23 protein-coding genes are annotated in these 26,172 nt (G+C 69.1%); 14 read left to right on the top strand and 9 right to left on the bottom strand.

Features of this window, described 5'->3' with window-relative positions; genetic code table 11:
* From ACAH41_RS25895 to ACAH41_RS25915, 5 genes are all read left to right on the top strand, one after another.
* A partial coding sequence (locus ACAH41_RS25895; protein WP_370538601.1) for a proton-conducting transporter membrane subunit occupies positions 1–573 on the top strand: 573 nt, incomplete at its 5' end.
* 3 nt (positions 574–576) lie between these two features.
* Positions 577–2,079 (top strand): Ni,Fe-hydrogenase III large subunit, encoded by a 1,503-nt coding sequence (locus ACAH41_RS25900; protein WP_370538602.1) that lies wholly within the window; start codon positions 577–579, stop codon positions 2,077–2,079.
* Complete coding sequence (locus ACAH41_RS25905) at positions 2,079–2,600, top strand: NADH-quinone oxidoreductase subunit B family protein (protein WP_370538603.1); 522 nt, start codon at positions 2,079–2,081, stop codon at positions 2,598–2,600. Before ACAH41_RS25900 ends, ACAH41_RS25905 begins: the two co-directional genes overlap by 1 nt.
* Before the next feature lie 36 nt (positions 2,601–2,636).
* Entirely contained in the window at positions 2,637–2,840 is a 204-nt protein-coding gene (locus tag ACAH41_RS25910; protein WP_370538604.1) for a DUF3460 family protein, read from the top strand.
* 56 nt (positions 2,841–2,896) lie between these two features.
* A complete protein-coding gene (locus tag ACAH41_RS25915; protein WP_370538605.1) occupies positions 2,897–3,712 on the top strand; it encodes a ScpA family protein in 816 nt (271 codons plus the stop codon).
* Between the two features lie 111 nt (positions 3,713–3,823).
* Here ACAH41_RS25915 and ACAH41_RS25920 read toward each other — a convergent pair whose 3' ends face one another.
* From ACAH41_RS25920 to ACAH41_RS25930, 3 genes are all read right to left on the bottom strand, one after another.
* The gene (locus ACAH41_RS25920; protein WP_325648723.1) at positions 3,824–5,605 is read right to left on the bottom strand and encodes an ATP-binding protein; all 1,782 of its coding nucleotides are present in this window, start codon (positions 5,603–5,605) and stop codon (positions 3,824–3,826) included.
* Positions 5,602–6,288, bottom strand: a complete 687-nt coding sequence (locus ACAH41_RS25925; protein WP_325648725.1) for a response regulator transcription factor — start codon at positions 6,286–6,288, stop codon at positions 5,602–5,604. Before ACAH41_RS25925 ends, ACAH41_RS25920 begins: the two co-directional genes overlap by 4 nt.
* Positions 6,289–6,409: 121 nt before the next feature.
* Entirely contained in the window at positions 6,410–6,904 is a 495-nt protein-coding gene (locus ACAH41_RS25930; RefSeq protein WP_325648727.1) for a MaoC family dehydratase, read from the bottom strand.
* A 156-nt stretch (positions 6,905–7,060) separates the two neighbouring features.
* On the opposite strand from ACAH41_RS25930, the gene ACAH41_RS25935 reads away from it, so the two are divergent.
* Entirely contained in the window at positions 7,061–7,807 is a 747-nt protein-coding gene (locus ACAH41_RS25935; RefSeq protein WP_370538606.1) for a DUF4337 domain-containing protein, read from the top strand.
* Positions 7,808–7,810: 3 nt separating this feature from the next.
* Here the strand turns inward: ACAH41_RS25935 and ACAH41_RS25940 are convergent, their stop codons facing one another.
* Positions 7,811–9,265, bottom strand: coding sequence for an NAD-dependent succinate-semialdehyde dehydrogenase (locus ACAH41_RS25940; protein ID WP_370538607.1), 1,455 nt, complete (start codon positions 9,263–9,265; stop codon positions 7,811–7,813).
* Positions 9,266–9,457: 192 nt separating this feature from the next.
* Between ACAH41_RS25940 and ACAH41_RS25945 the strand changes: the two genes are divergently transcribed.
* On the top strand, positions 9,458–10,561 hold the full coding sequence (locus tag ACAH41_RS25945) for a M14 family metallopeptidase (RefSeq protein ID WP_370538608.1): 1,104 nt from the start codon (positions 9,458–9,460) through the stop codon (positions 10,559–10,561).
* A gap of 1 nt (position 10,562) precedes the next feature.
* On the opposite strand, the gene ACAH41_RS25950 is transcribed toward ACAH41_RS25945, so the two are convergent.
* The gene (locus tag ACAH41_RS25950; protein WP_370538609.1) at positions 10,563–11,186 is read right to left on the bottom strand and encodes an AAA family ATPase; all 624 of its coding nucleotides are present in this window, start codon (positions 11,184–11,186) and stop codon (positions 10,563–10,565) included.
* Positions 11,187–11,258: 72 nt separating this feature from the next.
* Between ACAH41_RS25950 and ACAH41_RS25955 the strand changes: the two genes are divergently transcribed.
* The 3 genes from ACAH41_RS25955 to kefC all read left to right on the top strand — a co-directional run bounded on the left by ACAH41_RS25955 (position 11,259) and on the right by kefC (position 14,364).
* Complete coding sequence (locus ACAH41_RS25955; protein WP_370538610.1) at positions 11,259–11,894, top strand: NAD(P)H-dependent oxidoreductase; 636 nt, start codon at positions 11,259–11,261, stop codon at positions 11,892–11,894.
* Between the two features lie 214 nt (positions 11,895–12,108).
* Complete coding sequence (locus ACAH41_RS25960; RefSeq protein WP_370538611.1) at positions 12,109–12,279, top strand: hypothetical protein; 171 nt, start codon at positions 12,109–12,111, stop codon at positions 12,277–12,279.
* Between the two features lie 30 nt (positions 12,280–12,309).
* The gene (kefC, locus tag ACAH41_RS25965) at positions 12,310–14,364 is read left to right on the top strand and encodes a glutathione-regulated potassium-efflux system protein KefC (protein WP_370538612.1); all 2,055 of its coding nucleotides are present in this window, start codon (positions 12,310–12,312) and stop codon (positions 14,362–14,364) included.
* Here the strand turns inward: kefC and ACAH41_RS25970 are convergent.
* Positions 14,351–16,999, bottom strand: a complete 2,649-nt coding sequence (locus ACAH41_RS25970; protein ID WP_370538613.1) for an ATP-binding protein — start codon at positions 16,997–16,999, stop codon at positions 14,351–14,353. The genes kefC and ACAH41_RS25970 overlap by 14 nt on opposite strands.
* 44 nt (positions 17,000–17,043) lie before the next feature.
* Entirely contained in the window at positions 17,044–17,847 is an 804-nt protein-coding gene (locus ACAH41_RS25975; RefSeq protein ID WP_370538614.1) for a TenA family transcriptional regulator, read from the bottom strand.
* Positions 17,848–18,189: 342 nt separating this feature from the next.
* On the opposite strand from ACAH41_RS25975, the gene ACAH41_RS25980 reads away from it, so the two are divergent.
* Positions 18,190–20,154, top strand: a complete 1,965-nt coding sequence (locus ACAH41_RS25980; protein WP_370538615.1) for an aminotransferase class I/II-fold pyridoxal phosphate-dependent enzyme — start codon at positions 18,190–18,192, stop codon at positions 20,152–20,154.
* A 13-nt stretch (positions 20,155–20,167) separates the two neighbouring features.
* Here the strand turns inward: ACAH41_RS25980 and ACAH41_RS25985 are convergent, their stop codons facing one another.
* Both ACAH41_RS25985 and ACAH41_RS25990 read right to left on the bottom strand, forming a co-directional pair.
* A complete protein-coding gene (locus tag ACAH41_RS25985; RefSeq protein WP_370538616.1) occupies positions 20,168–21,319 on the bottom strand; it encodes an ABC transporter substrate-binding protein in 1,152 nt (383 codons plus the stop codon).
* A 128-nt stretch (positions 21,320–21,447) separates the two neighbouring features.
* On the bottom strand, positions 21,448–22,944 hold the full coding sequence (locus ACAH41_RS25990; protein WP_370538617.1) for a PLP-dependent aminotransferase family protein: 1,497 nt from the start codon (positions 22,942–22,944) through the stop codon (positions 21,448–21,450).
* Between the two features lie 101 nt (positions 22,945–23,045).
* Here ACAH41_RS25990 and ACAH41_RS25995 point away from each other — a divergent pair, with 101 nt between their 5' ends.
* From ACAH41_RS25995 to ACAH41_RS26005, 3 genes are all read left to right on the top strand, one after another.
* Positions 23,046–23,987 (top strand): DMT family transporter, encoded by a 942-nt coding sequence (locus ACAH41_RS25995; RefSeq protein WP_370538618.1) that lies wholly within the window; start codon positions 23,046–23,048, stop codon positions 23,985–23,987.
* Positions 23,988–24,088: 101 nt separating this feature from the next.
* A complete protein-coding gene (locus tag ACAH41_RS26000; protein ID WP_370538619.1) occupies positions 24,089–25,312 on the top strand; it encodes a PLP-dependent aminotransferase family protein in 1,224 nt (407 codons plus the stop codon).
* Positions 25,309–26,154, top strand: a complete 846-nt coding sequence (locus tag ACAH41_RS26005; protein WP_370538620.1) for a PhzF family phenazine biosynthesis protein — start codon at positions 25,309–25,311, stop codon at positions 26,152–26,154. The genes ACAH41_RS26000 and ACAH41_RS26005 overlap by 4 nt, the downstream gene beginning before the upstream one ends.
* Positions 26,155–26,172 lie beyond the last annotated feature (18 nt).

Below are 26,172 nucleotides of genomic sequence, written 5' to 3' on the forward strand. Positions count from 1 at the left end.
ATCATCCGGCAGAAGGACGTGAAGCGCATGTTCGCGTACTCGTCGATCGAGCACATGGGCCTGATGACCTTCGCCTTCGGCATGGGCGGGCCGATCGCCAGCTTCGCCGGGCTGCTGCACATGACGGTGCACTCGCTGATCAAGTCCGGCATCTTCTTCGCCGTCGGCCATGCGACGCAGAAGGCCGGCACGCAGACCATGGACGACATCCGCGGCCTCATCCGCGTCAGCCCCACCGTGGGCTGGGGGCTCATGCTGGGTGCGCTGGCCATCCTGGGCATGCCGCCCTTCGGCGTGTTCGCCAGTGAGTTCCTGATCGTCACCACCGCGATGCGCGACCACGCCTGGGCCACGCCTTTCCTGCTCGTCGCGCTCGGCCTGGCGTTCGCGTCGGTCTTCAGCCGCGTGCAACCGATGGTGTTCGGCGAGACGACGCTCAAGCCGCTGGCCCACCCGCCGGCGCTGGTGCCGGTCTTCGTGCACCTGGGCCTCGGGCTGATGCTGGGCCTGTACGTCCCGCCCTATCTCGATGCCTGGTACCGGCAGGCTGCCGCGATGCTGGCAGGAGGCTGAACGATGTCGATGCTCGTGCCGCTGCCGACGCCCGTGCCCATCCGCCACGGCGTGGTCGACCGCGAGGGCTGGCTCGCCGTGGCCGACGACGTGCAATCGGGCGGCGGCCGGCTGGTTTCGCTGTGGGGCAGCCGGCGCCCGGGCGGCACGGTGGCCTGCGCGGCCTACGCCTTCTCATCCGAGGGCGGGCTGGCGTGGATCGAGCTGCCGCTGGCCGACGCCGACCAGGGCCCAGCAAGCTATCCGGACCTGGCGACGAGGTTCCCCGCCGCCGCCCGCATGCAGCGCGCGGCCCGCGACCTGGACGGCATCCTGGCCGAAGGCGCCGCTGACACCCGGCCCTGGCTCGACCACGGCTTGTGGCAGCTCCCGCCGGGCCGGGACCTGCCCACGCCTTACGATTTCGTGCGAGTCGAGGGCGAGGGTGTGCACGAGATCGCCGTGGGCCCGGTGCACGCCGGCATCATCGAGCCGGGGCACTTCCGCTTCTCGGTCGTCGGCGAGAAGGTGCTGCGGCTGGAAGAGCGCCTGGGCTACACCCACAAGGGCATAGACCGTCGCTTCACCGAGCTCGCGCCGCTGCAGGCGCACCGCCTGGCCGGCCGGGTGTCGGGCGATTCGACGGTCGCCTACGCCTGGGCCTACTGCATGGCGCTCGAAGCCGCCACCGGCTGCACGGTGCCGCGGCGCGCGCAGTGGCTGCGCGCAGTGCTGCTCGAGCGCGAGCGCGTGGCCAACCACCTCGGCGACCTGGGCGCCCTGGGCAACGACGCGGCCTTCGGCGTCGGCATGGCGCAGTTTTCGCGGCTGCGGGAGGACTGGCAGCGCCTGTCCATGCAGCTGTTCGGCCATCGCTTCATGATGGATCGCCTGGTGCCGGGCGGTGTCGCGGTCGACCTCGACGATGCCGGCTGTCGCGCGCTGGTGGCCCAGTGCGACGCCATCGAACCCGAGGTGCGGCTCCTGCACCGCATCTACGACGAGCACGCCGGCCTGCAGGATCGTTTCATCACCACCGGCCAGGTGTCGCCGCCGCTCGCCGCACAGCTCGGTCTCACGGGCCTGGCCGGCCGGGCCAGCGCCCAGGCCTGGGACCTGCGCTGCAACCCTTCGCTGTCGCCTTATGACCAGCTCGACGTGCAGATGGCCACCCACCGCAACGGCGACGTGGCCGCCCGTGTGACTGTGCGCTTCGACGAGGCGCTCGAGTCGCTGCGACTGCTGCGCGAGCTGTGCCGGCGACTGCCGGCCGGGCCGGTGCTCGTCGAGACCGTGCTGCCCGACGGATCGGCGATTGGCGCCGGCTGGGTCGAGGGCTGGCGCGGCGAGGTCTTCGTCGCGCTGGAGCTGGACGACACGGGCCACGCCATCCGGCGCTGCCACTGCCACGACCCCTCGTGGCAGAACTGGCCGGTGCTCGAACATGCGGTGATCGGCAACATCGTTCCCGACTTCCCGCTGATCAACAAGTCCTTCAACCTGAGCTACTCGGGGCACGACCTCTGATGCTTCGGCTTCTGCGTCAGATCATCCGCATCGGCGTCGCCACCGAGAAGCCGCCGCAGGTCGACCCGGCTCCGCCCGGCGAGGCCGGACGCATCCACGAGGAGCTGCTGGCCATCCTCGGCCGGGCGCTGGCGATCCGGCAGGTGGACGCCGGTTCGTGCAACGGCTGCGAGCTCGAAATCCACGCGCTCGGCAACCCGTACTACAACATCGAGGGCCTGGGCATCCGCTTCGTCGCCAGCCCGCGCCACGCCGACCTGCTGCTGGTGACCGGGCCGGTGTCGCGCCACATGGAAGAGGCGCTGCGAAGGACCTACGAGGCCACGCCCGAACCCAAGCTCGTCGTGGCGGTGGGCGACTGCGGCTGCGACGGCGGCATCTTCGGCGAGGACAACCCTGCCACCTGCGGACGCGTCGCGAACGTGATCCCGGTCGACCTGACCGTGCCCGGCTGCCCGCCGGCGCCGCTGGAGATCCTGCAGGGCGTCCTGGCGGCGGTCCGGCGGGGGGTGGCCGGCTAGAATCAGCCCCTCCCCCGCTTGCCGCAAGCACCTGCCATGCCGCTGTTCTGGAAGCCCTACAAGTCCGACGTCACCCAGTTCATCGACGAGATGAGGGCCAAGAAGCCCACGCTGGAGGCCGAGCAGCGCGCCGGCCGCGGCCTGCTGTGGGACCGCCCGCAGGACCGTGAAGCCCTGGCCGAGTTCTCCGCCGCCCGGGTGCCGCAAAAGGCCTACGTCTACCAGACCGAGCCCAAGTGAGCCGCGGGGCGGCCCGGCCGGCCGCAGACGGAAGGGGAGGCGGCCTGCCGCCCCCGGTGGCCCCCGAAGTGGACACGCCACAGGAGATCGACGGCGTCGCGGTAGCCCGCCTGTACGGCGAGCCGCTGTTCGCGCTGCCGACCGATCTCTACATTCCGCCCGATGCGCTGGAGGTCTTCCTGGAGGCCTTCCAGGGCCCGCTGGACCTGCTGCTCTACCTGATCCGCAAGCAGAACTTCAACATCCTCGACATCCCGATGGCGGATGTCACCCGGCAGTACCTGCGCTACGTCGACCAGATCCGCCAGCACAACCTGGAGCTGGCGGCGGACTATCTGCTGATGGCCGCGATGCTGATCGAGATCAAGTCGCGCATGCTGCTGCCGCCCAAGCCCAGCGAAAACGGCCAGGAAGCCGAGGACCCGCGTGCCGAGCTGGTGCGCCGGCTGCTGGAGTACGAGCAGATGAAGCTGGCCGCCGCGCGGCTGGACGCGCTGCCGGTGCTGGGCCGCGACTTCCTGCGGGCCCAGGTCTTTGTCGAACAGGCCACGCAGCCCCGTTTCCCGGACGTGGCGGTGGACGACATCCGCAGCGCCTGGGCCGACATCCTGCGCCGCGCCAAGCTGACCCAGCATCACAAGATCTCGCGTGAGCAGCTGTCGGTGCGGGAATTCATGAGCCAGATGCTGCGCCGCCTGCAGGGCGAACGCTTCGTCGAGTTCCACGACCTGTTCGACGTGAGCCGTGGTTCGCAGGTGATGGTCGTGACCTTCATCGCGATGCTGGAACTGGCCCGCGAACGGCTGCTGGAACTCACACAGGCCGAGGCCTTCGCGCCCATCTACGTGCGCCTGGCCTACCAGCAAACCTAGATGGTGCACCCGGTTCGCGGGGTACCGCGAACCACCCGCCGAGCGGGTTGGCGGGGCCGCTTGGGGCGGCCCGGCGCCGGCCCCGCTGCACCAGCCAGGCAAGCGTTGCCATCAGGCCAGGCGCCGCAGCTTGGCCGCCAGCATCGCGCGCAGCTTGTGCGGCAGCACGGGCTTGAGCAGCAGGTGGCAGTCCTGGTGACGGGCGGCGGCTTCGAGTTCGGCACCCAGCGTGCCGGTGACCAGCACCGCTGGCACCTTGGCACCGAAGACGGCGCGCATCAGTTGCACCACCTCCAGCCCGGTGTGGCCGTCTTCGAGGCGATGGTCGGCCAGCAGCAGGTCCGGCGTGAGCATGGAAGGTTCGACCGCATGGGTCCAGTCCTCGCAGGCGCGGAAACTGTCGAATGCGACCACGCTGGCGCCCCAACCGCCGAGCAACAGCAGCAGGCCTTCGCGCACCGCGGTGTCGTCTTCCACCACCACGATCAAGCGCTGTGCCAGCGACAGCACGCCTTGCGCCTGCGGCAGCGCCGGTGGCAGGCTGCGGCTGGCCTCGCCAGGCGGCAGGCTGAGCATGAACAGGCTGCCGCGACCCGGTGCGGAGCGCAGCACCAGCGGCGCGTCCATCAGCCCGGCCAGCCGGCGCACGATGGACAGGCCCAGCCCCAGGCCCTGGCCGTGCACCGCCCCTGGCGCCTCGCCCACTTGGTAGAACTCGTCGAAGATGCGCTGCTGCTCGGCCGGCGCAATGCCGCGCCCGCTGTCCCATACCTCCAGCCGCAACTGCTTGCCGCGGCGCCGCGCAGCCACCAGCACGCCACCGTCCTCGGTGTAGCGAATCGCGTTGGACAGCAGGTTGCGCACCACGCGCTCCAGCAGCACCGGATCGGCATGCACATGGTGCTGGCCGCCGCGGAAATGCAGCGACAGGCCCTTGTCGAAAGCCACCGGCTCGAAGTGCAGCCGCAGGCGCTGGAAAAGCTCGCCCACGCTGACATGCTCGGGTCGCACCTGCACGCCGCCGCTGTCGATGCGGGTGATGTCCATCAGCTCGGAGAACAGGCCCTCCAGCGCGTCGACGGCGCTGTTGATGCTGGCGGCCAGGCGCTGCACCTCCGGATCCGGCCCGACGCGGCCGCGCAGCGCTTCGGCGAACAGGCCCATCGCGTGCAGCGGCTGGCGCAGGTCGTGGCTCGCGGCCGCGAAGAAGCGGGTCTTGGCCTTGTTGGCCAGTTCGGCGGCCTGGCGCGCAACGTCTGCCGCCTGCTTTTCCTCGCGCAGCTGGGCCAGCAAGGCCTGGGTTTCCTGCTTCAGTGCCACGCCACGCTCGAACTCGCGCCGGGTGCTGCGGCCCAGCACCATCATCGAGCCGAGGATCAGCAGCAGCACGCCCGTCAGCACGGCCGCCCGGTCCTGGCCCGACATGGCCACCCTCAGCACCAGCGGCCCGAAGGCGAGCGCCAGGTAGCCGTAGAACACCGACGGCTTGTGCGCCAGGATGGGCACCGCAGCAATGCAGAAGCTGAAGATGATGATGACCAGCACCGCCTGCGACAGCGGGTCTGCATGGTCGAAGAACAGCCAGGTCGAAACGCCCCACAGCGCGCCCGAGCCCAGCGTCATCAGGTAGCACCCGGCACGCCAGCGCAGCAGTTCGGCATCGGCCTGCGGCGCGGCCGGCAGGCGGTGCCACAACAGTGCCTGGCCGGCGCGCGCGCTCCACAGCAGCAGGGTCAGTGCGCCCCAGGGCCACAGCCACTCGGGCGGCGCCACGCTGTGGAACAGCATCACCATCACGATGATGCCCAGCGCACTGCCAAAGGCGACCGCGGGCGCAAACGAAAACAGCGAATCCACCTGCTCCGCAAGCAGGCCGTCCGGACTTTCTTTCACTCGGCTGCCGGAGCGCGGCGCTGGCGGGTCATCTGCCCGACGGCCAGCACGGCCTGGGTGCGCGAGCTGACGCCCAGCGCACGCAGCACCGCCTGCACATGGTCCTTCACCGTCTCGACCGACAGGCCCAGGCGGCGGGCAATGTCCTTGTTCGGCTTGCCCTGCAACAGCATGCTGAGCACGTCGGCCTGGCGCGGTGTGAGGCCCAGGCGCTCGAAGGACGGCAGGGTCTGGTAGGCCGAATCGTCGTCCGAGGGCTCGGCCACCGGCGCTTCGGCCGCGTGCGTGCTGCCAAGCGACATGGTGGGCACGAAGATGCCGCCATCCATCACCAGGCGCAGCGCGTCGGACAGGCCTTCGGTGCTCATGCGCTTGGGCAGGAAACCCATCGCGCCCAGGTCGATGGCCTGGATCACGTCGCTGGAACGATCAGAGGCGGAAATCACGACCACCGGCATGTCCGGGTAGCTGCGCCGCAGTTCGCCCAGCAGTTCGAAGCCCAGTGCATCGCCGAGCTGCAGGTCCAGCAGCACCAGGTCGTAGTCGTGGTCCACCGCCAGCGAACGGCGGGTGGCGCTGCCGCTGGACAGCGCGGTGACCTGAACGCCCGGCTTGATGCTTTCCATCATCGCCTTCAGGGCGGACAGGATCAGCGGATGGTCGTCGACCAGCAGGACTTTCATCGGAAGGCGCGGTACGGCAGCGTGAGCGGAGCCACATCGTACCGTGACAGGCCGTTTTTTTGGCCACGCCACCCCGTGTTTGGCGGTCGTTCGTCCCCCTATGTCATCAGTTCATATCAGGTCAGATGTAACGCCGGGTGATGGACTCCGCCACGCAGACCGGCTTGGCACCGCCTTCTGCCTCGATCGTGACCTCGACCACGAGTTGCGCCCCACCTTCCAGCGGCTCGTAGCCCAGCAACTTGAAATGCCCGCGCAGCCGGCTGTCGACCGGCACAGGTGCCGGAAACCGCACCCGGTTCAGCCCGTAGTTGACGCCCATGCGCACGTCGTCGACCTCGAAGCCGTGCTCGAACATCCACGGCAGCAGCGACAGCGTCAGGAAGCCGTGGGCAATCGTCGTCTTGTACGGCCCTTGTGCCGCCCGCACGGGGTCGACATGGATCCACTGGTGGTCGCCAGTCGCCTCGGCGAACCGGTCGATGCGCGCCTGGTCGATGGTGATCCAGCCGCTGTGGCCGAGCACCTCGCCCACGCGGCCGGCCAGGTCGGCCAGGTGCGCAATGCGGGTCACGGCAGCGGGCGCCGGGGAAGAAACAGCAGGTTCAGGCGTCATGTGGCGATGCAAGCGGGAAGGATCCAGGAGGCTGTTCAGGCCTGCAAAAACTAACCATGCGGCCCCTGCGCCAAGCCTAGGCGGGAACCCAGGACGAACCTGTCTCAAGCGCGACAAGGCGGCATTGGCGAAAACACCACCAAGGGGACCTCACCCGTGTCCAAGCTCATCGTCAGCAGCGACAGCCAGCCGACAGGCTGCTGGTCTTCCGCACCACGGCCGGGTGCGTTAACTCACCTGCAAGACGGACTCACCGGCCTGCGTTTCCCAGCCCGGCACCGCTTCATGGACATCGACCCACAAGACCTGATCAAGATCGACGACAAAGACGACGCGCGCGAGCGCCGCGCGGACCGCAAGGGCGCAAGGCTCAACACCTTCGTCGCCATCACCGTTGCGCTGCTGGCGACATTCATGGGCATCTGCAAGGTCAAGGACGACAACATCGTGCAGGCCATGCAGCAGGCGCAGGCCGACAAGCTGGACCACTGGAACTTCTACCAGGCGCGCAACATCCGCCAGGACGTGGCCGAGGCCAGCGTCACGCAGCTGAAGCTCGCCAGGCTCGCGGTGCCGGCCGACAAGGCCGCCGGCTACGACGAGGCGATCCAGCACTACCAGGCCAAGGCGGTGCAGGAGGCGCAGAAGAAGCAGGCGCTGAGCGCCTCAGCTGCCGAGGACCAGAAGAACTACGACAGCCTGAACTACCGGGACGACCAGTTCGACCTGTCCGACGCCGCGCTGGCCATCGCGATCTCGCTGCTCGCGGTCACTGCGCTGACCCGGCTGTGGTGGATGTACTGGCTCTCGTGGCTGCCCATTGGCGCAGGCGTGCTGATGGGCCTGTCAGGGCTGCTCGGCTGGGCCGTGCACCCCGACACGCTGACCAAGCTGCTCTCGTGAACCTCAGGCGTTCATCACGCTGACCGTCTTGGTCACTAGGTAGGCTTCCAGCGCCTCCGGGCCACCTTCGGAGCCGTAGCCCGAGTCCTTCACGCCGCCGAACGGCAGCTCGGGCACAGGTGCGGCCGGCTGGTTGACCCAGACCATGCCGACTTCCAGCCGCTGCGACAGTTCGTGCAGCGTCTTCAGCGACTTGGTGAAGGCGTAGCTGGCCAGGCCGAACGGCAGGCGGTTGGACTCGGCGATGGCTTCGTCCAGCGTGTTGAAGCCACGGATGCCGGCGATCGGGCCAAACGGCTCTTCGTTGAAGATGTCGGCTTCCAGCGGCACCTCGTCGAGCACCGTGGCGGCGTAGAAGTTGCCCTTGCTGCCAATGCGCTCGCCGCCGGCCGCGACCTTGGCGCCCTTGCTCAGCGCGTCTTCGGTGATCTTCAGCATTGCCGCCAGGCGGCGCGGGTTGGCCACCGGGCCCATGGTCGTGCCGTCGGCCAGGCCGTCGCCCACCTTCAGGCTGGACGCGTGGGCAGCCAGCGCCTGTGCAAACTCGGCGCGGATGCTGTTGTGCACCAGGAAACGCGTCGGCGAGATGCAGACCTGCCCCGCATTGCGGAACTTCGCCGCACCGGCTGCCTTGACCGCCAGCGCCACGTCCGCGTCTTCGGCAATGATGACCGGCGCGTGGCCGCCCAACTCCATCGTCGCGCGCTTCATGTGCAGGCCGGCCAGCGAGGCCAGGTGCTTGCCCACCGGCGTGGAGCCGGTGAAGGTGATCTTGCGGATCACCGGGTGCGGGACCAGGTAGCTGGAGATCTCGGCCGGGTCGCCATAGACCAGGCCGATGACGCCGGCCGGCACGCCAGCGTCCACAAAGGCCCGCAGCAGCGCGGCCGGCGAGGCAGGGGTTTCTTCCGGTGCCTTCACGATGATGGAGCAGCCGGTGGCCAGCGCCGCCGAGAGCTTGCGCACCACCTGGTTGATCGGGAAGTTCCACGGCGTGAACGCAGCCACCGGGCCGACCGGCTCCTTCAGCACCAGGCTCTGCACCGCGACATTGCGCGAAGGCACGACGCGGCCATAAACACGGCGGCCTTCGTCGGCGAACCATTCGATGATGTCGGCCGAGGACAGCGCTTCGACCTTGGCTTCGGCCAGCGGCTTGCCCTGCTCCTGCGTCATCAGCGCGGCGATCTGCGGCGCGCGCTCGCGCATCAAAACGGCGGCCTTGCGCATGATGGCGGCGCGCTCGTTGGCCGGCACGCGACGCCAGGTTTCGAAGCCACGCTGCGCGGCGGCCAGCGCCCGGTCCAGGTCGGCAATGCTGGCATGGGCCACGCGGCCGATGACTTCGCCGGTGGCGGGGTTGACGACATTCAACGTGCGGCCGCCGGTGGCATCCACCCACTCGCCGTTGATCAGCAACTGGGTGTCTTGATAGGTGGGGTGCGAGGGATTGGACATGGTGTGCTCCACAGTCTCGGGTCAAGGCATGGGCCGCTGCAGCGGGCAAAGCCAGCAGGCTGCAGCGGCGGGCGTGGGCGCAATGTTCGCACCGATGGCAAACCCTTGCAGTTGATGTCGGATGTCCGACATGTGTCAGGGCGCCCCCGGGGAACGGCCCGTCGTCTTCTGACAGCGCCACAATCGACCCGAATGAGCCCCGCGCAGCGTTCCATCCCAGGCGACTGCTTTGCGCCCGACTACGCGCAAGCGAGGCGGCGCTTTCTGCAAGCCGCCGAAGCCGCGAGATTGACCGTGCACAGCGAACCGCATCCGCTGACCGGGCGAGACGGCGAGGCGCTGGCGGTGGACGCGGTGCTGGACGGCCCGGCCGATGCGCAGCGGCTGCTGATCGTCTCCAGCGGCTGCCACGGCATCGAAGGCCACGCCGGCTCGGCCGTGCAGATTGCGCTGCTGCGCGATGCCGCGTTCCGCGAAGCGGCCCACGGGGCTGGCGTGGCGCTGCTGCACCTGCATGCGCTGAATCCGCATGGCTTTTCCTTCAGCCACCGGGTGACCCACGAGAACGTGGACCTGAACCGCAATTTCGTCGACTTCAGCCGGCCGCGGCCCCACAACGCGCTGCTGCCGCGGCTGACCCCTGCGCTGTTGCCCGAGCGCTGGCCGCCCACGCCGGGCAACCGGCTGGCGCTGTATGGCTTTGCCTTGCGCCATGGCATTCGGGCCACGCAGGCCACCATTTCGCAAGGCCAGTACCAGGACCCGGAAGGGCTGTTTTTCGGTGGCAGCGGCCTGAGCTGGAGCCGGCTGGCGCTGGAACGGCTGCTGGCGCGCTTTTGCCACCAGGCTCGCCGCATCGGCTGGATCGATGTTCACACCGGGCTGGGCCCGAACGGCGTGGCCGAGCGCATCCTGGCTGGACGGCCTGAACCGGTGCTGCTCAAGCGTGCGCGGGCCTGGTGGGGCCCTGGGCTCACCTGCACGCAGGAAGGCTCTTCCAGTTCAGCGGTGCTGATGGGCGAGATGTGGCAGGCGGCACCGGCGACCTGCCCGCAGGCTGAACTGACGGCCATGGTGATGGAGGTGGGCACCCAGTCCAAGCTGAAAGTGCTGGACGCCTTGCGCGGCGACCAGTGGCTGCGCCTGCATCCGCAAGCCAGCCGGGCGCAGCGCGCCGCCATTCACCAGCGCATGCGCGAGGCCTTCTACACCGAGACCCCAACCTGGCAGGCGGCCGTGCTGGCGCAGGGCCACGAGGTGGCGCTGCAGGCCGTGCACGGCCTTTCGGCGACCTGACTCAGCCCTTCGCGGCCCAGTCCAGCAGCGGTGCCCACTGCACCAGGTCCTGCGCCACGCGGCCGGGCGCCACGTCCCACAAGGTCAGCCCGTGCGCGGCCAGGTGCACGTAGTTCTGGGTGTCGCGCAGCGTGGCCACGCACGGGGCGGGCAGTGCGGCAAGGTATTGCTGCAGGTGCTCCCGGGCGCGGGTGTGGTCCTTCACCCGCATGCCGACCAGCGCGATCCGCACCTTCCCGCGCCGCGGGTGGCCCAGCAGCTCGTTCAGGAAGGCGTGGGTGGCCTGGATGTCGAACAGGCTGGGCTGCAGCGGGATCAGCACGTGGTCGGCCAGCTGCATCAGCGCGTCCAGCCGCTTGCCGTGCAGGCCTGCGGGGGTGTCGATCACCGCATGCGTCGTGCCCTTGGGCGGGCGCACCACGCTGCTGCCCTCGCGCACTTCCCAGCCCCGGATGGCCGGCAGCTGCGCTGGCCGCAGCGCCAGCCATTGGCGCGAGGACTGCTGGCGGTCCAGGTCACCCAGCATCACCGCATGGCCCTGGTGCGCCAGCGCACCGGCCAGGTTGGTGGCCAAGGTGCTCTTGCCCACGCCGCCTTTGGGATTGGCGATTGCAAACACCGGCATCGACGCCTCCACAATGCAAACCGGGGTATGGTAGCGGCGCCGCGCCGGCCTCCGGCCCCCGCTTTCCCTGCAATGCCAGTTCTCCGCAATCCCGCCGACCGCATGGCCGACATCGTTGTCCTCACCGCCCATCCGCGGCTCGAACATTCACGCGTCAACCTGATGCTGATGGAGGCCGCGCAACAGCTGCCTGCCGAGCGCGTCATGGTGCGCGACCTGTACGCGCTCTATCCCGACTACCTGATCGACATCGCCGCGGAGCGTGCAGTGCTGGCCAGGGCGAAGCTGCTGGTCTGGCAGCATCCGCTGCACTGGTACAGCCTGCCGCCGCTGCTCAAGCTCTGGGTCGACGAAGTCTTCGGCTTCGGCTGGGCCTACGGGCCGGGCGCCAACGCGCTGCGCGGCAAGGACTTGTGGATGGTCGTGTCGACCGGCGGCAGCGCCCAGGCTTACCACCCCAGCGGCCACAACCGCCACTTCATCGACGCCTTCTGGCCCCCGCACGAACAGACCGCCGTGCTGACCGGCATGCGTTTCCTGCCGCCCATGGTGGTGCACGATGCGCACCGCGTGGCCCAGCGCGAGGTCGCCGCCCAAAGCGCGTTGTTTGCCGACCGGCTGGCCAGCTACCCGAACTGGCCGGAGCTGGCCGATTTGCCCGACACCGAGCCCTGCGACGTCGGCCCCGGCGACCGGCCACAGCGCTAGCACGGCCCCGCAACAGGTGTTATGCACCAAACTGGCTGAAAGATCCCGAAACCCGAGGATGCCCAGGATCAAAGACGTCATGACACCCGGCAAGAATGGCCTGGAACATGCTGCAAGCCACCCGCGCCCGCCTGCCGTCCCGAGGCGGTGCGCAGTCGCAGCAGCTGTCCGGGAAAGGTTTCCTCCCTGTCGGAAACCGCAAAAGGAGGTTGTCATGAAAACCACGATCAAAGCAGTCCTGGCCCTGACCTTTGCGCTGATGAACATCAGCGCCCACAGCCTGGTGCTCGATCCGGGCGAAGAAGAATGTGCGGTGTACCTCGACGCCGATGACGACGGCGCGTCCTACACCGAATGCGTGATGAAGAAGAAACACCTGTCCTGAACGTGATCCTTTCAAACCTTTGCAGTCCCCATGACGCCGGTTGAACCTTCCGGCAGCGGTTGGCTGCACCTGGGGTTGGTCTACCTGGGTGCAGCCGTTTTCGCCGTCCCGCTGGCGCGCCTGGCCGGGCTGGGCGCGATCATCGGCTACCTCGCCGCCGGCATTGCCATCGGGCCCTGGGGCCTGCGGCTGGTGACCGATGCGCAGGAGATGCTGCACTTCGCCGAGTTCGGCGTGGTGCTGATGCTGTTCCTGGTCGGCCTGGAACTGGAACCCAGGCGGCTCTGGGCGCTGCGCCGGCCCATCTTCGGCTGGGGCAGCCTGCAACTGCTGGGTTCGGCCGCGCTGATGTGCGGCGCGGCCATGGCCTTCGGCGTGGACTGGCAGCTGGCGCTGGTGGCCTCGCTGGGGCTGGCACTGTCGTCCACCGCCATCGGCCTGGGTGTGCTGGCCGAGCGCAACCTGATGGCCACGGCCGGCGGGCAAAGCGTGCTCAGCGTGGCACTGCTGCAGGACATTGCGGCCATCCCCATCCTTGCGCTGGTGCCGATGCTGGCCGGCGAGCACAGCCGCCACGGCGGTGGCTGGCTGGGCGCGGCCAAGGCAGTTGCGGTGATTGCCATCATCGTGCTGGGGGGCCGGCTGGTGCTGCGCCCCGCGCTGCGCTGGATTGCGCGCAGCAAGACACCCGAGATCTTCACCGCCGCGGCGCTGCTGCTGGTGGTGGCCACCGCTTCGCTGATGCAGGCGGTCGGCCTGTCGATGGCCTTGGGTGCCTTCCTGGCCGGCGTGCTGCTGGCCGAGAGCGAATACCGGCGCGAGCTGGAGACCGACCTGGAGCCGTTCAAGGGCCTGCTGCTGGGGCTGTTCTTCATTGCCGTGGGCATGAGCCTGGACCTCTCGGTGCTGCGCGCGCAGCCGCTGCTGGTGGCCGGGCTGGTGCTGGGTTTCCTGTCCATCAAGGCCCTGGTGCTGTGGGGCATGGGCCGGGCGATGAACCTGCCGCTGGCGCAGCGTGGCGTGTTCGGCGTGCTGCTGGCGCAGGGCGGCGAATTCGGCTTCGTGGTTTTCCAGGCGGCAGAGCATGGCGACGTGATCGAGCCGGCGACCTCGTCGCTGCTGGTCGCGGTGGTCGCGCTGTCGATGCTGCTCTCCCCCCTGCTGCTGGTGCTCAACGACCGCCTGGACAAGCGCCGCGCCGCGCGCAGCGGTGGCCGGGCCACCGGCACCGAGCTGAAGGAGATCGACGAGCCGCAGGAAGCGCCGGTGATCATCGCCGGCTTCGGCCGCTACGGCCAGATCGTCGGCCGGCTGATGTTCGCCAGCGGCATGAAGGCCACGGTGCTGGAACACGACCCGGACCAGGTCGAGAGCCTGCGCAAGTTCGGCTGGCGCGTGTTCTATGGCGACGCCACCCGGCTGGACCTGCTGCGCACCGCCGGTGCCGGCAGCGCCAGGGTGCTGGTGGTGGCGGTGGACGACATGGCGCAAAGCCTGGCCATCGTCGACCTCGCGCAGGCCCACTTCCCGGCGCTGCAACTGGTGGCCCGCGCGCGCAACGCACAGCACTGGTACGAGCTGCACAAGCGCGGCGTGCAGCACATCGAGCGCGAAACCTTCGACTCGGCGCTGATGAGCGGCCGCAGCGTGCTGGAAGGCCTGGGCCTGCGGCCTTACCAGGCGCGCACGCTGGCCCAGCGCTTCCGCCGCCACAGCGTGCAGTTGCTGAAGGACATGGCACCCCACTACGGCAACCAGGCCAGGCTGACGAGCATGGCCAAGGCTGGCCGGCAGCAACTCGAAGAAGCGTTTGCCCGCGAACGCGAGACCCAGGCCGAGCGCGGGCACGGCCATGGCTTTTTCGCACACGACGACGAACCGCCCGAAGAGGCATCAACAGGAGACGACATGAACGAAGAGATGCTGCTGACCCGACCGACCGAGGCCGCGACCCGCGCGCCCAGCCCGCCCACGCCGTCGCCACCGCCGCCACCCCACCCGGCGCCGGTGCCCGTCACCTCGCCGCGCGACCCGCCAGCCGTGCCGCCCCCGCCCCCACCGCCGCCGCCCATCACCAGTCGCTGAGACCGGGGCCCGCGCTGTCCGCCGTGTGGCCGGACAGCGGGTCCGGCGCACCCGCCAGCCGATCAAACAGGCCCAGGACTTCGGCAAAGTTGATCGGCTTGGTCAGGTAGCCCTCGAAGCCACTGTCCAGCGCCGTGCGGACCTGGTGCGGCAGCGCGTCGGCCGACAGTGCGACCAGCCGGGCCGGCGCAGCGCCCGGCAAGGCCTGCAGCTGGGCTGCCAGTTCCAGGCCCGAGACATCGCCCAGGTTCATGTCGATCAGCACCAGGTCGGGCCGCCGCTGCACGAACATTGCCAGTGCACGCGCACCGCTGTTGGCGGCACGGAAGGTGACCCACGAGCGCAGCTTGACCAGCTGCGACATCAGCTCGATGTTGACGTCGTTGTCCTCGGCATAGAGCACGTCCAGCCGAACGGCGGTGCTTGACGCGGACGGTGACCACCGCGGCGGAGCCGGTTCGCGAGGGGCTGCCGCCCAGCGCAAGGTGATGGTGGCCCGGGTGCCCTGGCCGGGCGCGCTCTCCACCGCCAGCTCGCCGCCCATGGCCTGAACCAGCTGACGCGTCAGCACCAGTCCGATGCCGGTGCCTTCCACACCGGAGTGTTCGGCGCCCAGGCGATTGAAGGGTTCGAACAGGTGCGTCAACTGGCTGTCCGTCATGCCGGGGCCCTGGTCCTTCACGCTGAACTGGCAATGGTCGTCCTGCGGCAGCAGGGACAGCGTGACAGGCCCTTCGCGCCCGCCGTACTTGATGGCGTTGCTCAGCAGGTTGATCAGCGACTGCCGCAGGCGCACCTCGTCGGCATGCACCCACAGCGGGCCGGGCGCCGTCACATCGAGCTCGATCCGACCTTCCTCGGAAAGCGTGCCGGCCACCGAACTGGCTTCTTCCGCCACGGCACGGGCCTCCACCGCCTGCAGGCTCAGCGAGAGTCGGCCGGACTCCACCATCGACAGGTCCAGCACGTCGTTCACCAGCGCCAGCAGGTGGGCGCCTGCGCGCTCGATGTGCCGCACCCGCGCCTGGTTGAGCGGATCCAGCGGATGCGCAAGATCGATGTTCATCAGCTGCGCGAACCCGAGCACGGCATTCAGCGGCGTGCGCAGCTCATGGCTCATGCGGGACAGGAACTCCGTTTTGGCGCGGCTGTGAGCCTCCAGCGTCTGGCGCTGCTCACGCTCGCGCCGCATGGCCAGCTGCTCGCTCACATCGCGCAGCACGATGGTGGTCTGCAGCCCCGGGCCGGTGTCCACTCTCGAGAACGTGGCCTCCACCGGGAATGGCACATCGCCCCGCAAGCCCACCAGTTCCAGTGGCTTGCCTCCAGGGCCCGGGGCCGGCGCAGTGCCCACCAGCGGGCCCAACTCCTTGAACAGCTCGGCCACGGGCCGGCCCAGGACCTGCTCGGCAGGCACCCGGAACACCTGTTCGGCCGCACGATTGAACAGCACGACTTGCCCGTGCTCATCGGCGCAGATCACCGCATCGGCCACCGCTTCGATGAGTTTCGAAAGCTTGGCTTCGCTCTTCTCCAGCGCGGCCTTGGTGCGCCGTTGCTCGCTCACGTCGAAGAAGGTCACCACCGCCCCGTCAGGCCGGCCGTCCTGGTGCATTGGGTGGGCCCAGTACTCGACCGGAAACGCCCTGCCCTGCCGGTCCCAGAACTGGCTGGCCTGGCGGTGCGCCGGCTCCATTTTCAGGAAGGTTTGCTGCACCGGGCAGGCCTGTTCGACCGCCACCAGCTCGCAACGAGAATGAATCACCGAATGCACCTCGTGCCCGACCAGTTCGGACTCCTGCTGGTAGCCCAGGCGATCCAGCGCGGCACGGTTCACGAAGGTGCAACGGCCGCGGGTATCGACCCCCAGCAAGCCCTCGGTCGTGGAGTCCAGCAGTTGCTGCAGCAGTTGCTGCCGCCGCCGGATCTCGTGCGCCGCCAGCTCCCTGTCCCGCAGGCCGCGCCGCACGATGCCCAGTCCGAGAAACCCGAGCAATGCGGCCGCCAGCGCGTTGGTGGCAATGGCCCCGCGGCGAAGCAGGCGCGCGTTGAAGGCCAGGCGATCGGAAAAGGTGCGTTCCAGGCTCGTCAGGCGCAGATTGATGTCGGCCACCTTGGCCCGTACTTCCGCGGTGAAGGCCTCGTCAGACCGCCGGGGCGGCGGGGTCAGCTGCAGTTGCTTGTCCACCGCCTGCAGCTCGGCAACGGCCAGGTCGCCTTCGCGCCAGCTGGCAATGGCCTCGGACATCAGCGACGAATCATGGAACCAGCGGTAGAGCCAGATGAGGCCATCGATGTCATCGGGGTGGTTGCCGCCAGCCAGAAAGGCTTGCCTCACCACATCGAAGTCAGGCGCCGCCTTGTCCAGTTCTTCGCGGGCCACGCGGTCGCCCACGGGAATGGCAACGGCGTCCAGGAACTGCCTGTGATGCGCCTCGGTGCCGGACTGCAGGTATTCCAGCAGGTGGATGTGGGCATCCTTGTGGGCCTTGGAATACAGGCTCTCGCCAATCACGTACGACTGCACGGCGGCAAGCAGCTGAATGCTGACGATGGCCAGCAGCACCTGGAACAGGCCGATGGTGCCAAGGGCCACGACGACCCAGGAGATTCGACTGGCGGGGCGGCGTTGCATGATGGGCCAGGGCCGGGGGATCAGCGCCTGCTCCCGAGGTTCCGTCAAACCCGCTCGCGGGCCGCCTCGTAGCGAGAAGGATCCCGCCGCGGCACCAGCACGGGAGACGGGGCTTCCAGGCACTTGTCCAGCGCCATCTGCATGTAGTTGTAGCTGGTCAGCACGCGAGAGCGGATCAGGTCCACGTAGCCGCGGTTGGGCGCCGTGCCCACCAGCGTGCTGATGATTTCCAGCGCCTCCCAGGGATGCGTGTCATCGTATTTGGCATGCAGCTTGAGCCACTTCATGGCCTTGGTGCGGTGCAGCTCGGGCAGGCTTTGCTCGTAGGCATCGCTGGTGCAGACCAGGGTCGCCCATTCACCGGTCGCCCCTTCGATCGCGTAGTTGGTGGCGGCCATGCCTGCGGCCAGCGAGTCGCGCTCACAGCTGTGCCAGCACCAGTGCGACAAGGCCTCGGTGGCGGGCGGCACCGCGCCGTGGATCAGGTCATCCAGCGAGAGCCCGGCCGCCAGCGCCCAGGCCTGCCAATGGTCGGCATGGTTTTGCTCGACGCGGATGTTGCGAATCAGGTACCTGCGCGCCTGGTCGTGCCCGCGCACCCGACCCAGCGCCACCTTCAGCAGGTTCAGCGCCATGTACTGCGGAAACTGCTCAATCACCGGCCAGATGCCGGCGAGGAAATTGCGGGTCTGCCCGGGTGCCAGGCACGCGTCCCGCATCAGGCGGAACAGTTCGTGCCGCGTCACGCCCAGCCGGGTGGGCTCGCATTCGGCGACCAGGTCCTGGACCCAGTCGGGGTAGCTGCGAATGTCCGTCAGCGCGCCCTGCAAGGCGAACTCGTTGTTCATGTTGATCCCTGATCCCTCTTCCTTCTTCGCGGCCATGAGACAGAACAACGGGTCGCCGATTCACTCTAACCACTTGCCAGCCGGCTGACAATCAATGAATCCGGCAAGGAGACCGATGACCCCGTGGCAGGGTCGCAGCCCATCACGCGGCGCCGGGCAACCCCTAAGCTGCAGCCGCGCTGCGGTCCTGCGCCGGCCGCCATCGGCCCTGAACCGAGTTTTCTGCGCCTTGGGCCCTCCTACACTGGCGGGCTGCCCGCGCACCCGTGCGCGGCAGGACGGGATTCGGCAGCGGGCCACGGGCCGGCTGCCAGCGACAGGCAGTGCAATGAGGAGAGACAAGTGACAAAGCCCGCAACCCATGTGCTGGTGGTCAGCGCAGACGAGACCTGGCGGGCCGCCGTGGTCCATGGCCTGAATGCCGCGGCTGCGAAGCTGGACAACCCGTTTGGCCTGCAGGCCATCGCCTGCGCCTGCGATGGCGGCGCGCTGGAAGCCGCACTCGCCACTGCCGCCAGCGCCGACGTGCAGGTCGTGCTGATGGACCACGGCGCACGCGGCAGCGAAGACCACGGCGCGCCCGCCGTGCTCACTGCCCAGCGCATCATCGAAGCCCGGCCCGAGCTGTCGCTCTACATGCTGCTGGAAGACGACAGCGACAAGCTGCTGGTCGAGCAACTGGCCAGCGACGCGGTGGACGGCTACTTCTTCCGCGAGGAAATGGACTTCAACGGCTGGTTCCGCATCCTGGCGGCCGAACTGGCCGAGAAGGCCGATACCCCCTTCTACGACGCGCTGCGCGACTACGTGGCCCAGGCCAAGGACAGCTGGCACACGCCGGGCCACGGTGGCGGCGACTCGTTCAAGAACAGCCCGTGGGTGGGCGACTTCTACGACTTCGTCGGCGAAGAAATGCTGCGCGCCGACCTTTCGGTGAGCGTGCCGGAACTGGACTCGCTGCTGCACCCGACCGGCGTGATCGCGCAGGCCCAGAAGCTCGCTGCCAAGGCCTTTGGCGCGCGCAAGACCTACTTCGCCACCAATGGCACCAGCACCTCGAACAAGGTCATCTTCCAGACCCTGCTGGCGCCCGGCGACAAGCTGCTGCTGGACCGCAACTGCCACAAGTCGGTCCACCACGGCGTGATCCTGTCCGGTGCGATGCCGGTCTACCTCGACTCCTCCGTCAACCGCCACTTCGGCCTGTTCGGCCCGGTGCCCAAGGCGACGATTGCCGCGGCCATTGCGGCCAATCCGGACGCCAAGGTGCTGATCCTGACCAGCTGCACCTACGACGGCCTGCGCTACGACCTGCGCCCCATCATCCAGACGGCACACGAGGCCGGCATCAAGGTCATCGTCGACGAGGCCTGGTACGGCCATGCGCGCTTCCACCCGGAGCTGCGGCCGACCGCGCTGGAGTGCGGCGCCGACTACGCCACGCAAAGCACGCACAAGATCCTCTCGGCCTTCTCGCAGGCCAGCATGATCCATGTGAACGACCCGGCGTTCGACGAGCACCTGTTCCGCGAGAACTTCAACATGCATGCGAGCACCAGCCCGCAGTACAACCTGATCGCAAGTCTCGACGTGGCGCGCAAGCAGGCGGTGATGGAAGGCTACCGGCTGCTGGACCGTTCGCTGAAATTCGCCCACGAACTGCGCCAGAAGATCAACGCCACCGGGGCGTTCCGAGTGCTGGAGCTGGACGAGCTGCTGTCGGACGAAGTCAAGGACGACGGCATCCGCCTGGACCCGACCAAGCTCACCATCGACATCTCGGCCAGCGGCTGGAGCGCGGACGAGTTGCGCGGCGAACTGATCGGCCGCTACAACATCCAGGTCGAGAAAAACACGCACAACACGCTGACGCTGCTGCTGACCATCGGCACCACGCGCAGCAAGGTCTCGCGCCTGTTCGATGCGATGCTGCGCCTGGCCAAGGACCGCCGCACGCCGCTGACCTACGCCCGCATGCCCGAGGCTCCGCGCTTCACGCGCCTCGCCTGCCTGCCGCGGGACGCCTTCTACGAGGCCGGCGAGAAGCTGCCCGTGCTGGACGACAACGGCCGCGCCAACCCGGCGCTGACCGGGCGTATCTGCTGCGACCAGATCGTGCCCTACCCGCCCGGCATTCCGGTGCTGGTGCCGGGCCAGGTGATCGAGCCGGCGATCATTGCCTACCTCGCGCGGCTGCTGCAGACGCAGAAGTCCATCGACCTGCACGGCCTCGCCACGCTGGACGGCGAGCTGCACCTGCGCGTGCTCAGCCAGGCCGAGCAGGCGGCGCTGCCCGGCGTCTGCTGAAGCTGGGGCTTCTCTAGCCGACGCGGTGACCGTCGGCGCCCATCACCGCCAGCTCGATGAAGCGTGACGCGACAAACGGCCCGGCGCCTGCGTACCCCAGGCTGTAGTCGCCCAGGTCCAGTCGCTTGATGCTGGCCAGGGCCTGTCGCAGCTTGTCACGCGTCAGGTCGCGGCCGGCACGGCGCAGGCCTTCCATCATCATCTGGGCATTGACCCAGCCTTCGAAGCTGCTGGCATCGTAGTGCTCGTCGCCCAGCGCCTTCATCTCGGCCTGGTACTGGCGCACCGCAGCCAGCTTGGTCTTCTCGGCGTCCGGAAAAACCTGCGTCATGGCCATGCCCTTGGCGGCCGCACCCAGCCGCGGCAGCTCGGAGGCGATGACCGACACCGACAGCCCGACCATGGGCAGCCCGCCGGACTTGCCGCGCAGCGCCAGCACCAGTGCGGTGGTGGCGCTGCCGGTGGTCAGCAGCAGCACCGCGCCGGGCCGTGCGGCCTGCACCTGGCCAGCCAGTTCGGCGGCATTGGCGCCATTGACGGCCAGCGCGAACTGGCCCACCGACTTCACGCCCTGCAGGTTCAGCGCCGCCTCGGCGTCGCGCGTCACTTCCTTGCCAAACGGGTTGTCCAGGTAGACCAGCGCAATGTCCTTCAGCCCCATGTTCACCAGCTGCTGCACCACGCGCACGGCTTCGTCGCTGTAGCTGGCGCGCACATGGAAAACCTGGCGCAGCTCCGGTCGCCGCAGCGAGGCGGCACCGGTCACCGGGCCCACGCAAGGCACGCCAAGCTGCTCGATCAACGGCAGGATGGCCGCGGTGTTGGCCGTGCCCATGCACGACATCAGCGCAAACGCCGCATTGCCCTCCAGCAAGCCCTTGACGTTTTCGACGGTGCGGGTGGCGACATAGCCATCGTCGCGAACGGCCAGGCGCAGCGTGCGGCCATTGATGCCGCCGGTCTCATTGACCGCACGAAACGCCGCCTTGACGCCGGCCACATGCGCCGTGCCGGCGCCGCCCAGCGGGCCGGTCATGGCCAGCGAACAGCCCAGCGTCACCTGCTGCGCGCCCAGTGCCTCGTCAGCGGCCCGCGCCGCGGGCAGGCCGGTGGCGGCCAGCGCAAGCGCCGAGCTTCGGACAAGGAATTGGCGACGAGGTGACATGGCAGCTCCGGGTTTCGTGAGCACCAAAGTCTAGGCAGCGCAAGGGTCTTGCCTTGTCCCCGGGGCGACAGGCGGGGGCCGCCGCAACACCGGACAAACCATGTGATGCGCCCGACGGCAAGCCCGCTTCAGCGCCTGGCCGCGCTCAGTGCCTGCCAGAACACCGGGTCCTGGCTGGTCGCGAAGTTGATGCGCATCAGCGTGCCGGGCTTGCGCGTGGCCTGGAACAAATGGCCAGGCGCCAGCAGCCAGCCCTGGTCCAGCATCACCTGCGCCAGCGCCTCGGTGTCCACGCCCGTGTCCAGCCAGCCGAACAGGCCGTTGGGCGGCGTGACGAAGCGGCAGCCGTGGGCCTGCGCCAGCTGCACCGTGCGGTGCCGCGCCGCGTCCAGCCGCAGCGTGACGCGCTCGGCGTGGCGGCGCAGGCTGCCCTGCTCCAGGCACAGCGCCACGGCCTGCTCCAGCACGGCCGGCGTGGTCAGCGTGGACAACAGCTTGGTGTCCACCAGCCGCTCCACGACCTGCGGCGGCACCGCCATGTAGCCCACGCGCCAGCTGGGCGTGAGGATCTTCGAGAAGCCGGAGACGTAGAGCGTGCGCTGCAGCCCGTCCAGCGCGCTCATGCGCGGCAGGTGGGCGGGCGCGAGATGCGAGTAGGTGTCGTCTTCCACCACCCAGAAGTCATGTGCCTCGGCCAGCTTCAGCACCTGGTGCGCATGCGCCAGGCTGATGGAATTGCCAGTCGGGTTGTGCAGCACCGGCACCGTCACGTACATGCGCGGCCGGTGCTCGCGGATCAGCGTGGCCATCACGCCCAGGTCCGGCCCGTCCACGCCGCGCGGCACCGGCAGCAGCCGCATGCCGAGCTGGCTCAGCCGGGCGTATTCCACGGCCCAGGCCGGCTCGTCGACCAGCACCGCGTCACCTGGCGACAGCAGCGTGCGCGAGATCAGGTCCAGCGCGTGCGTGGCGCCGGTGGAGGTGATGATCTGCTCGGGCACCGCGCGCACGCCGAAGCTGGCCAGCTTGATCGCCAGCGCGTCGCGCAGCCGCCGGTCGCCGGCCGGGTGGCCGTATTGCAGCGCGATCATCGGGTCGCCCTGCGCCAGCACGCGGCGCAGCGCGCTCGACAGAAGCGGCAGATCCAGCCAGTCCGCTGGCAGCGTGCCCAGGCCGGGCGCGGGCTTGTCCGACTGGCCGTGGAACATGCCGCGGATCAGCGCGGTGGCGTCCACTGGTGCCACGCGCGGCGCGTCCGGCTGCAGCGTCGCGCGAACGGCTTGCGCAGCCCGTTGCTCGCGCACGAAAAAGCCGCGCTGGCGCCGGGCTTCGACCAGGCCTTGCGCCAGCAGCTGGTCATAGGCGGCGACGACGGTGTGCGGGCTGACGCCATGCCGGCTCGCACAGTCGCGCACCGAAGGCAGTCGCGCGCCGGGCGCCAGCAGGCGCTGGCGGATGCGCTCGGCAAACTGCGCGGCCAGCTGCTCGGTCAAGGTCTGGCCGGCGCTGCGGGCCAGCGTGCCAGCCGAAGCCCCTGCGACCGTGCCGCTGTCGCTTGCGGCCAGCGGGCCATCACCCGCGGGGTGGCGGTCATTCAAGGTCAAGGACGAGTCTGCAGGGCTCATGAAAGGCTCATCTGTGTCTGCTCGCCAGCCGGTACAGATTCGGGCTGTGCACCCTTGTACTGTACTGGAACTGTACCGGTGCGTCGCCCTACACTGGCTGCATGGGCAGTTCCGCTTCCGCCAGCTTTTCCTCCTCCGCACCCAGCGCCGCCACGCTGCACCGCAGCCTGTGGCTGGGCGCGCTGGGCGTGCTGATGTTCGCGATGACGCTGCCGATGACGCGCCTGGCCGTCGGCCCGGCCGACGCGCCGCAACTGCCGCCGTTGTTCGTCACCGCCGGCCGTGCCGCCGGCGCCGGGCTGCTAGCCGCCGTCTACCTGCTGCTCACACGCGCCGCCTTGCCGCAGCAGCGCCACCTGCGCGACCTGCTGGTCACCGCGCTGGGCAGCGTGGTTGGCTTCCCGCTGTTCCTCGGCTTGGCGCTGCGCCAGGTGCCTTCGATGCACGCTGCGGTCGTCACCGGCATCCTGCCGCTGGCCACCGCCGCGATGGCAGCGCTGATGCTGCGCCAGCGCGCGCCGCTGGGCTTCTGGCTCTGCGCCAGTGCCGGCTGCGCGCTGGTGCTGGCGTTCGCCGCGTGGGAAGGCCATGGGCAACTGGTGCTGGCCGACGGCTGGCTGCTGCTGGCGGTGCTCAGCGCCTCGGTGGCCTACGTTTCGGGTGCGCGGCTCAGCGCCGGCTGGCAGGCCGAGCAGGTCATCAGCTGGGTGCTGGTGCTGAGCTTGCCAGTGACATTGCCGGTCGCGGCCCTGAGCTGGCCGCAGCACGCAGTGTCGACTGCGGCCTGGGGCGGCTTTGCCTATGTCACGGTGTTTTCGATGTGGGTCGGATTTTTCGCCTGGTACCGGGCGCTGGCCATGGGCGGCACGCTGCGCGTGAGCCAGGTGCAGTTGCTGCAGCCCTTCCTCGCACTGCTGCTGGCGGTGCCGGTGCTGGGCGAGGCTTTGAGCCCGCACACGCTGGGCTTTGCGCTGGCGGTGCTGGCCGTGGTGGTCGTCGGCAAGCGCATGCCGGCGGCCGCCCGGCAAGCCGGCGCAGGCTGAACAAACCGGATGCGCGGATCAAGCCACCCCACGGGACTGCGCAGCTGGGCGCTGCAACGATTCACCAAATTCATCGCACGAGACCAACACAAGGACACGCCATGACCGACAAAAACGCAAGCCCCTGGACCCTCGCGCACCGCGCCGGGCGCATGAACCCGTCCATCATCCGCGAGATCCTGAAGGTCACCGAGCAGCCGGGCGTGCTGTCCATGGCCGGTGGCCTGCCATCGCCGGACACCTTCCCGATCGAGGCGATGCGCGAGGCCAGCGCCAAGGTGCTGGCCGACAGCCCGCGCGAGGCGCTGCAATACGCCGCCAGCGAAGGCTACGGCCCGCTGCGCGAATGGGTGGCCGCGACGCTGAATGCGCAAGGCCAGCAGGTCAGCGCGGACCGGGTGCTGATCACCACCGGCTCGCAGCAGGCGCTGGACCTGATCGCCAAGGTGCTGGTGGACGCTGGCGCGCCGGTCGCCGTCGAAACCCCCACCTACCTCGGCGCGCTGCAGGCCTTTGCGCCCTTCGAGCCGCTGTTCACCAGTGTGGCCAGCGACGACCAGGGCCCGCTGCCGGACGCCATCAGCGCGCTGCCGCACGACGCGCCCGGTACCCGCTTCCTGTACGTGCTGCCGAACTTCCAGAACCCCACCGGCCGGGTGATGGGCGAGGCACGTCGCCAGGCCGTCGTCGCCGCCGCCCAGGCCGCCCGCGTGCCGCTGGTCGAAGACAACCCGTATGGTGACCTGTGGTTCGACCAGGCGCCCGCCGCGCCGCTGGCCGCGCGCTGGCCCGAAGGCACGGTCTACATGGGCTCGTTCTCCAAGGTGCTGGCGCCCGGCCTGCGCCTCGGCTACGTGGTGGCACCGGCCGCGCTCACACCCAAGCTGCTGCAGGCCAAGCAGGCGGCCGACCTGCACACGCCAAGCTTCAACCAGCGCATGGTTTACGAGGTCATCCGCAACGGCTTCCTGGATCAGCACATCCCGACCATCCGCGCCCGCTACAAGACCCAGCGCGACACCATGGCCCAGGCCCTGACCGAGCACATGCCGGCCGGCACCGAATGGGCCGCGCCGCAAGGCGGCATGTTCTTCTGGCTGCGCCTGCCCGCCGGTTGCAACGCGATGGCGCAGCTGCCCAAGGCCGTCGCCGCCGGCGTGGCCTTCGTGCCGGGCGAGCCCTTCTATGCCCATGCGCCGGACATCCGCACGATGCGGCTGTCCTTCGTGACGCTGACGCCCGACGAGATCCGCTATGCGGTGGCGACTTTGGGCAGCGTGCTGAAGAAGCACCTGCAGGAAGACTTGGCTGAGGCCACGCCGTGAGCGGAACTGCGTCGCGCAAGTTCAGCCAGCTCGACGTCTTCACCGACACACCGCTGCGGGGCAATCCGCTGGCCGTGGTGCATGACGCGGACGGTCTCAGCGACACGCAGATGGCCGCCTTCGCCCGCTGGACCAACCTCAGCGAAACGACCTTCCTGCTGAAGCCCACCGAGCCCGGGGCGGACTATCGCGTGCGCATCTTCACGCCCACGCTGGAGCTGCCGTTCGCCGGCCACCCCACCCTGGGCAGCTGCCATGCGTGGCTGGCGGCTGGCGGCCAGCCTGGCCAAGCCGGCGAAGTGGTGCAGCAATGCACCAAAGGCCTGGTGCGCATCCGCCGTGACGGCACGCGCCTGGCGTTCGCCGCGCCACCGTGCGAGCGCCGGGAAGTGGCACCCGCGCTGCTGGCCGCCGTGCTGGACGCCATCGGCCTCGCTGCGGACGAACTGGTCGCCAGCCAGTGGCTGGACAACGGCCCGCAATGGCTCGCGCTGCAGCTGCGCAGCGCCGAGCGCCTGCTGGCGCTGCGGCCGGACAACGCCAAGCTGAAGTCGCTCGCCTGGGTGGGCCTGGTTGCGCCACAACCGGCAGGCGCCGACACGCAGTTTGAAGTGCGCGCCTTCATCGCGCCGGACGGCATCGAAGAGGACCCGGTCACCGGCAGCCTGAACGCCAGCCTGGCGGGGTGGCTGATGGAACGCGGTGAAGCGCCGGCGCAATACGTCGCCGCGCAAGGCAGCGCGATGGGCCGCGCCGGGCGCATCCATGTGCACCAGGACGGCGACAGCCTCTGGATCGGTGGCGACGTGGCGGACTGCATCGAAGGGCAGATCCGGCTCTGAGGGGCCGAATTGCTGTGG

The organism is Ideonella sp., assembly GCF_041287625.1.
Lineage (GTDB): Bacteria > Pseudomonadota > Gammaproteobacteria > Burkholderiales > Burkholderiaceae_C > Ideonella.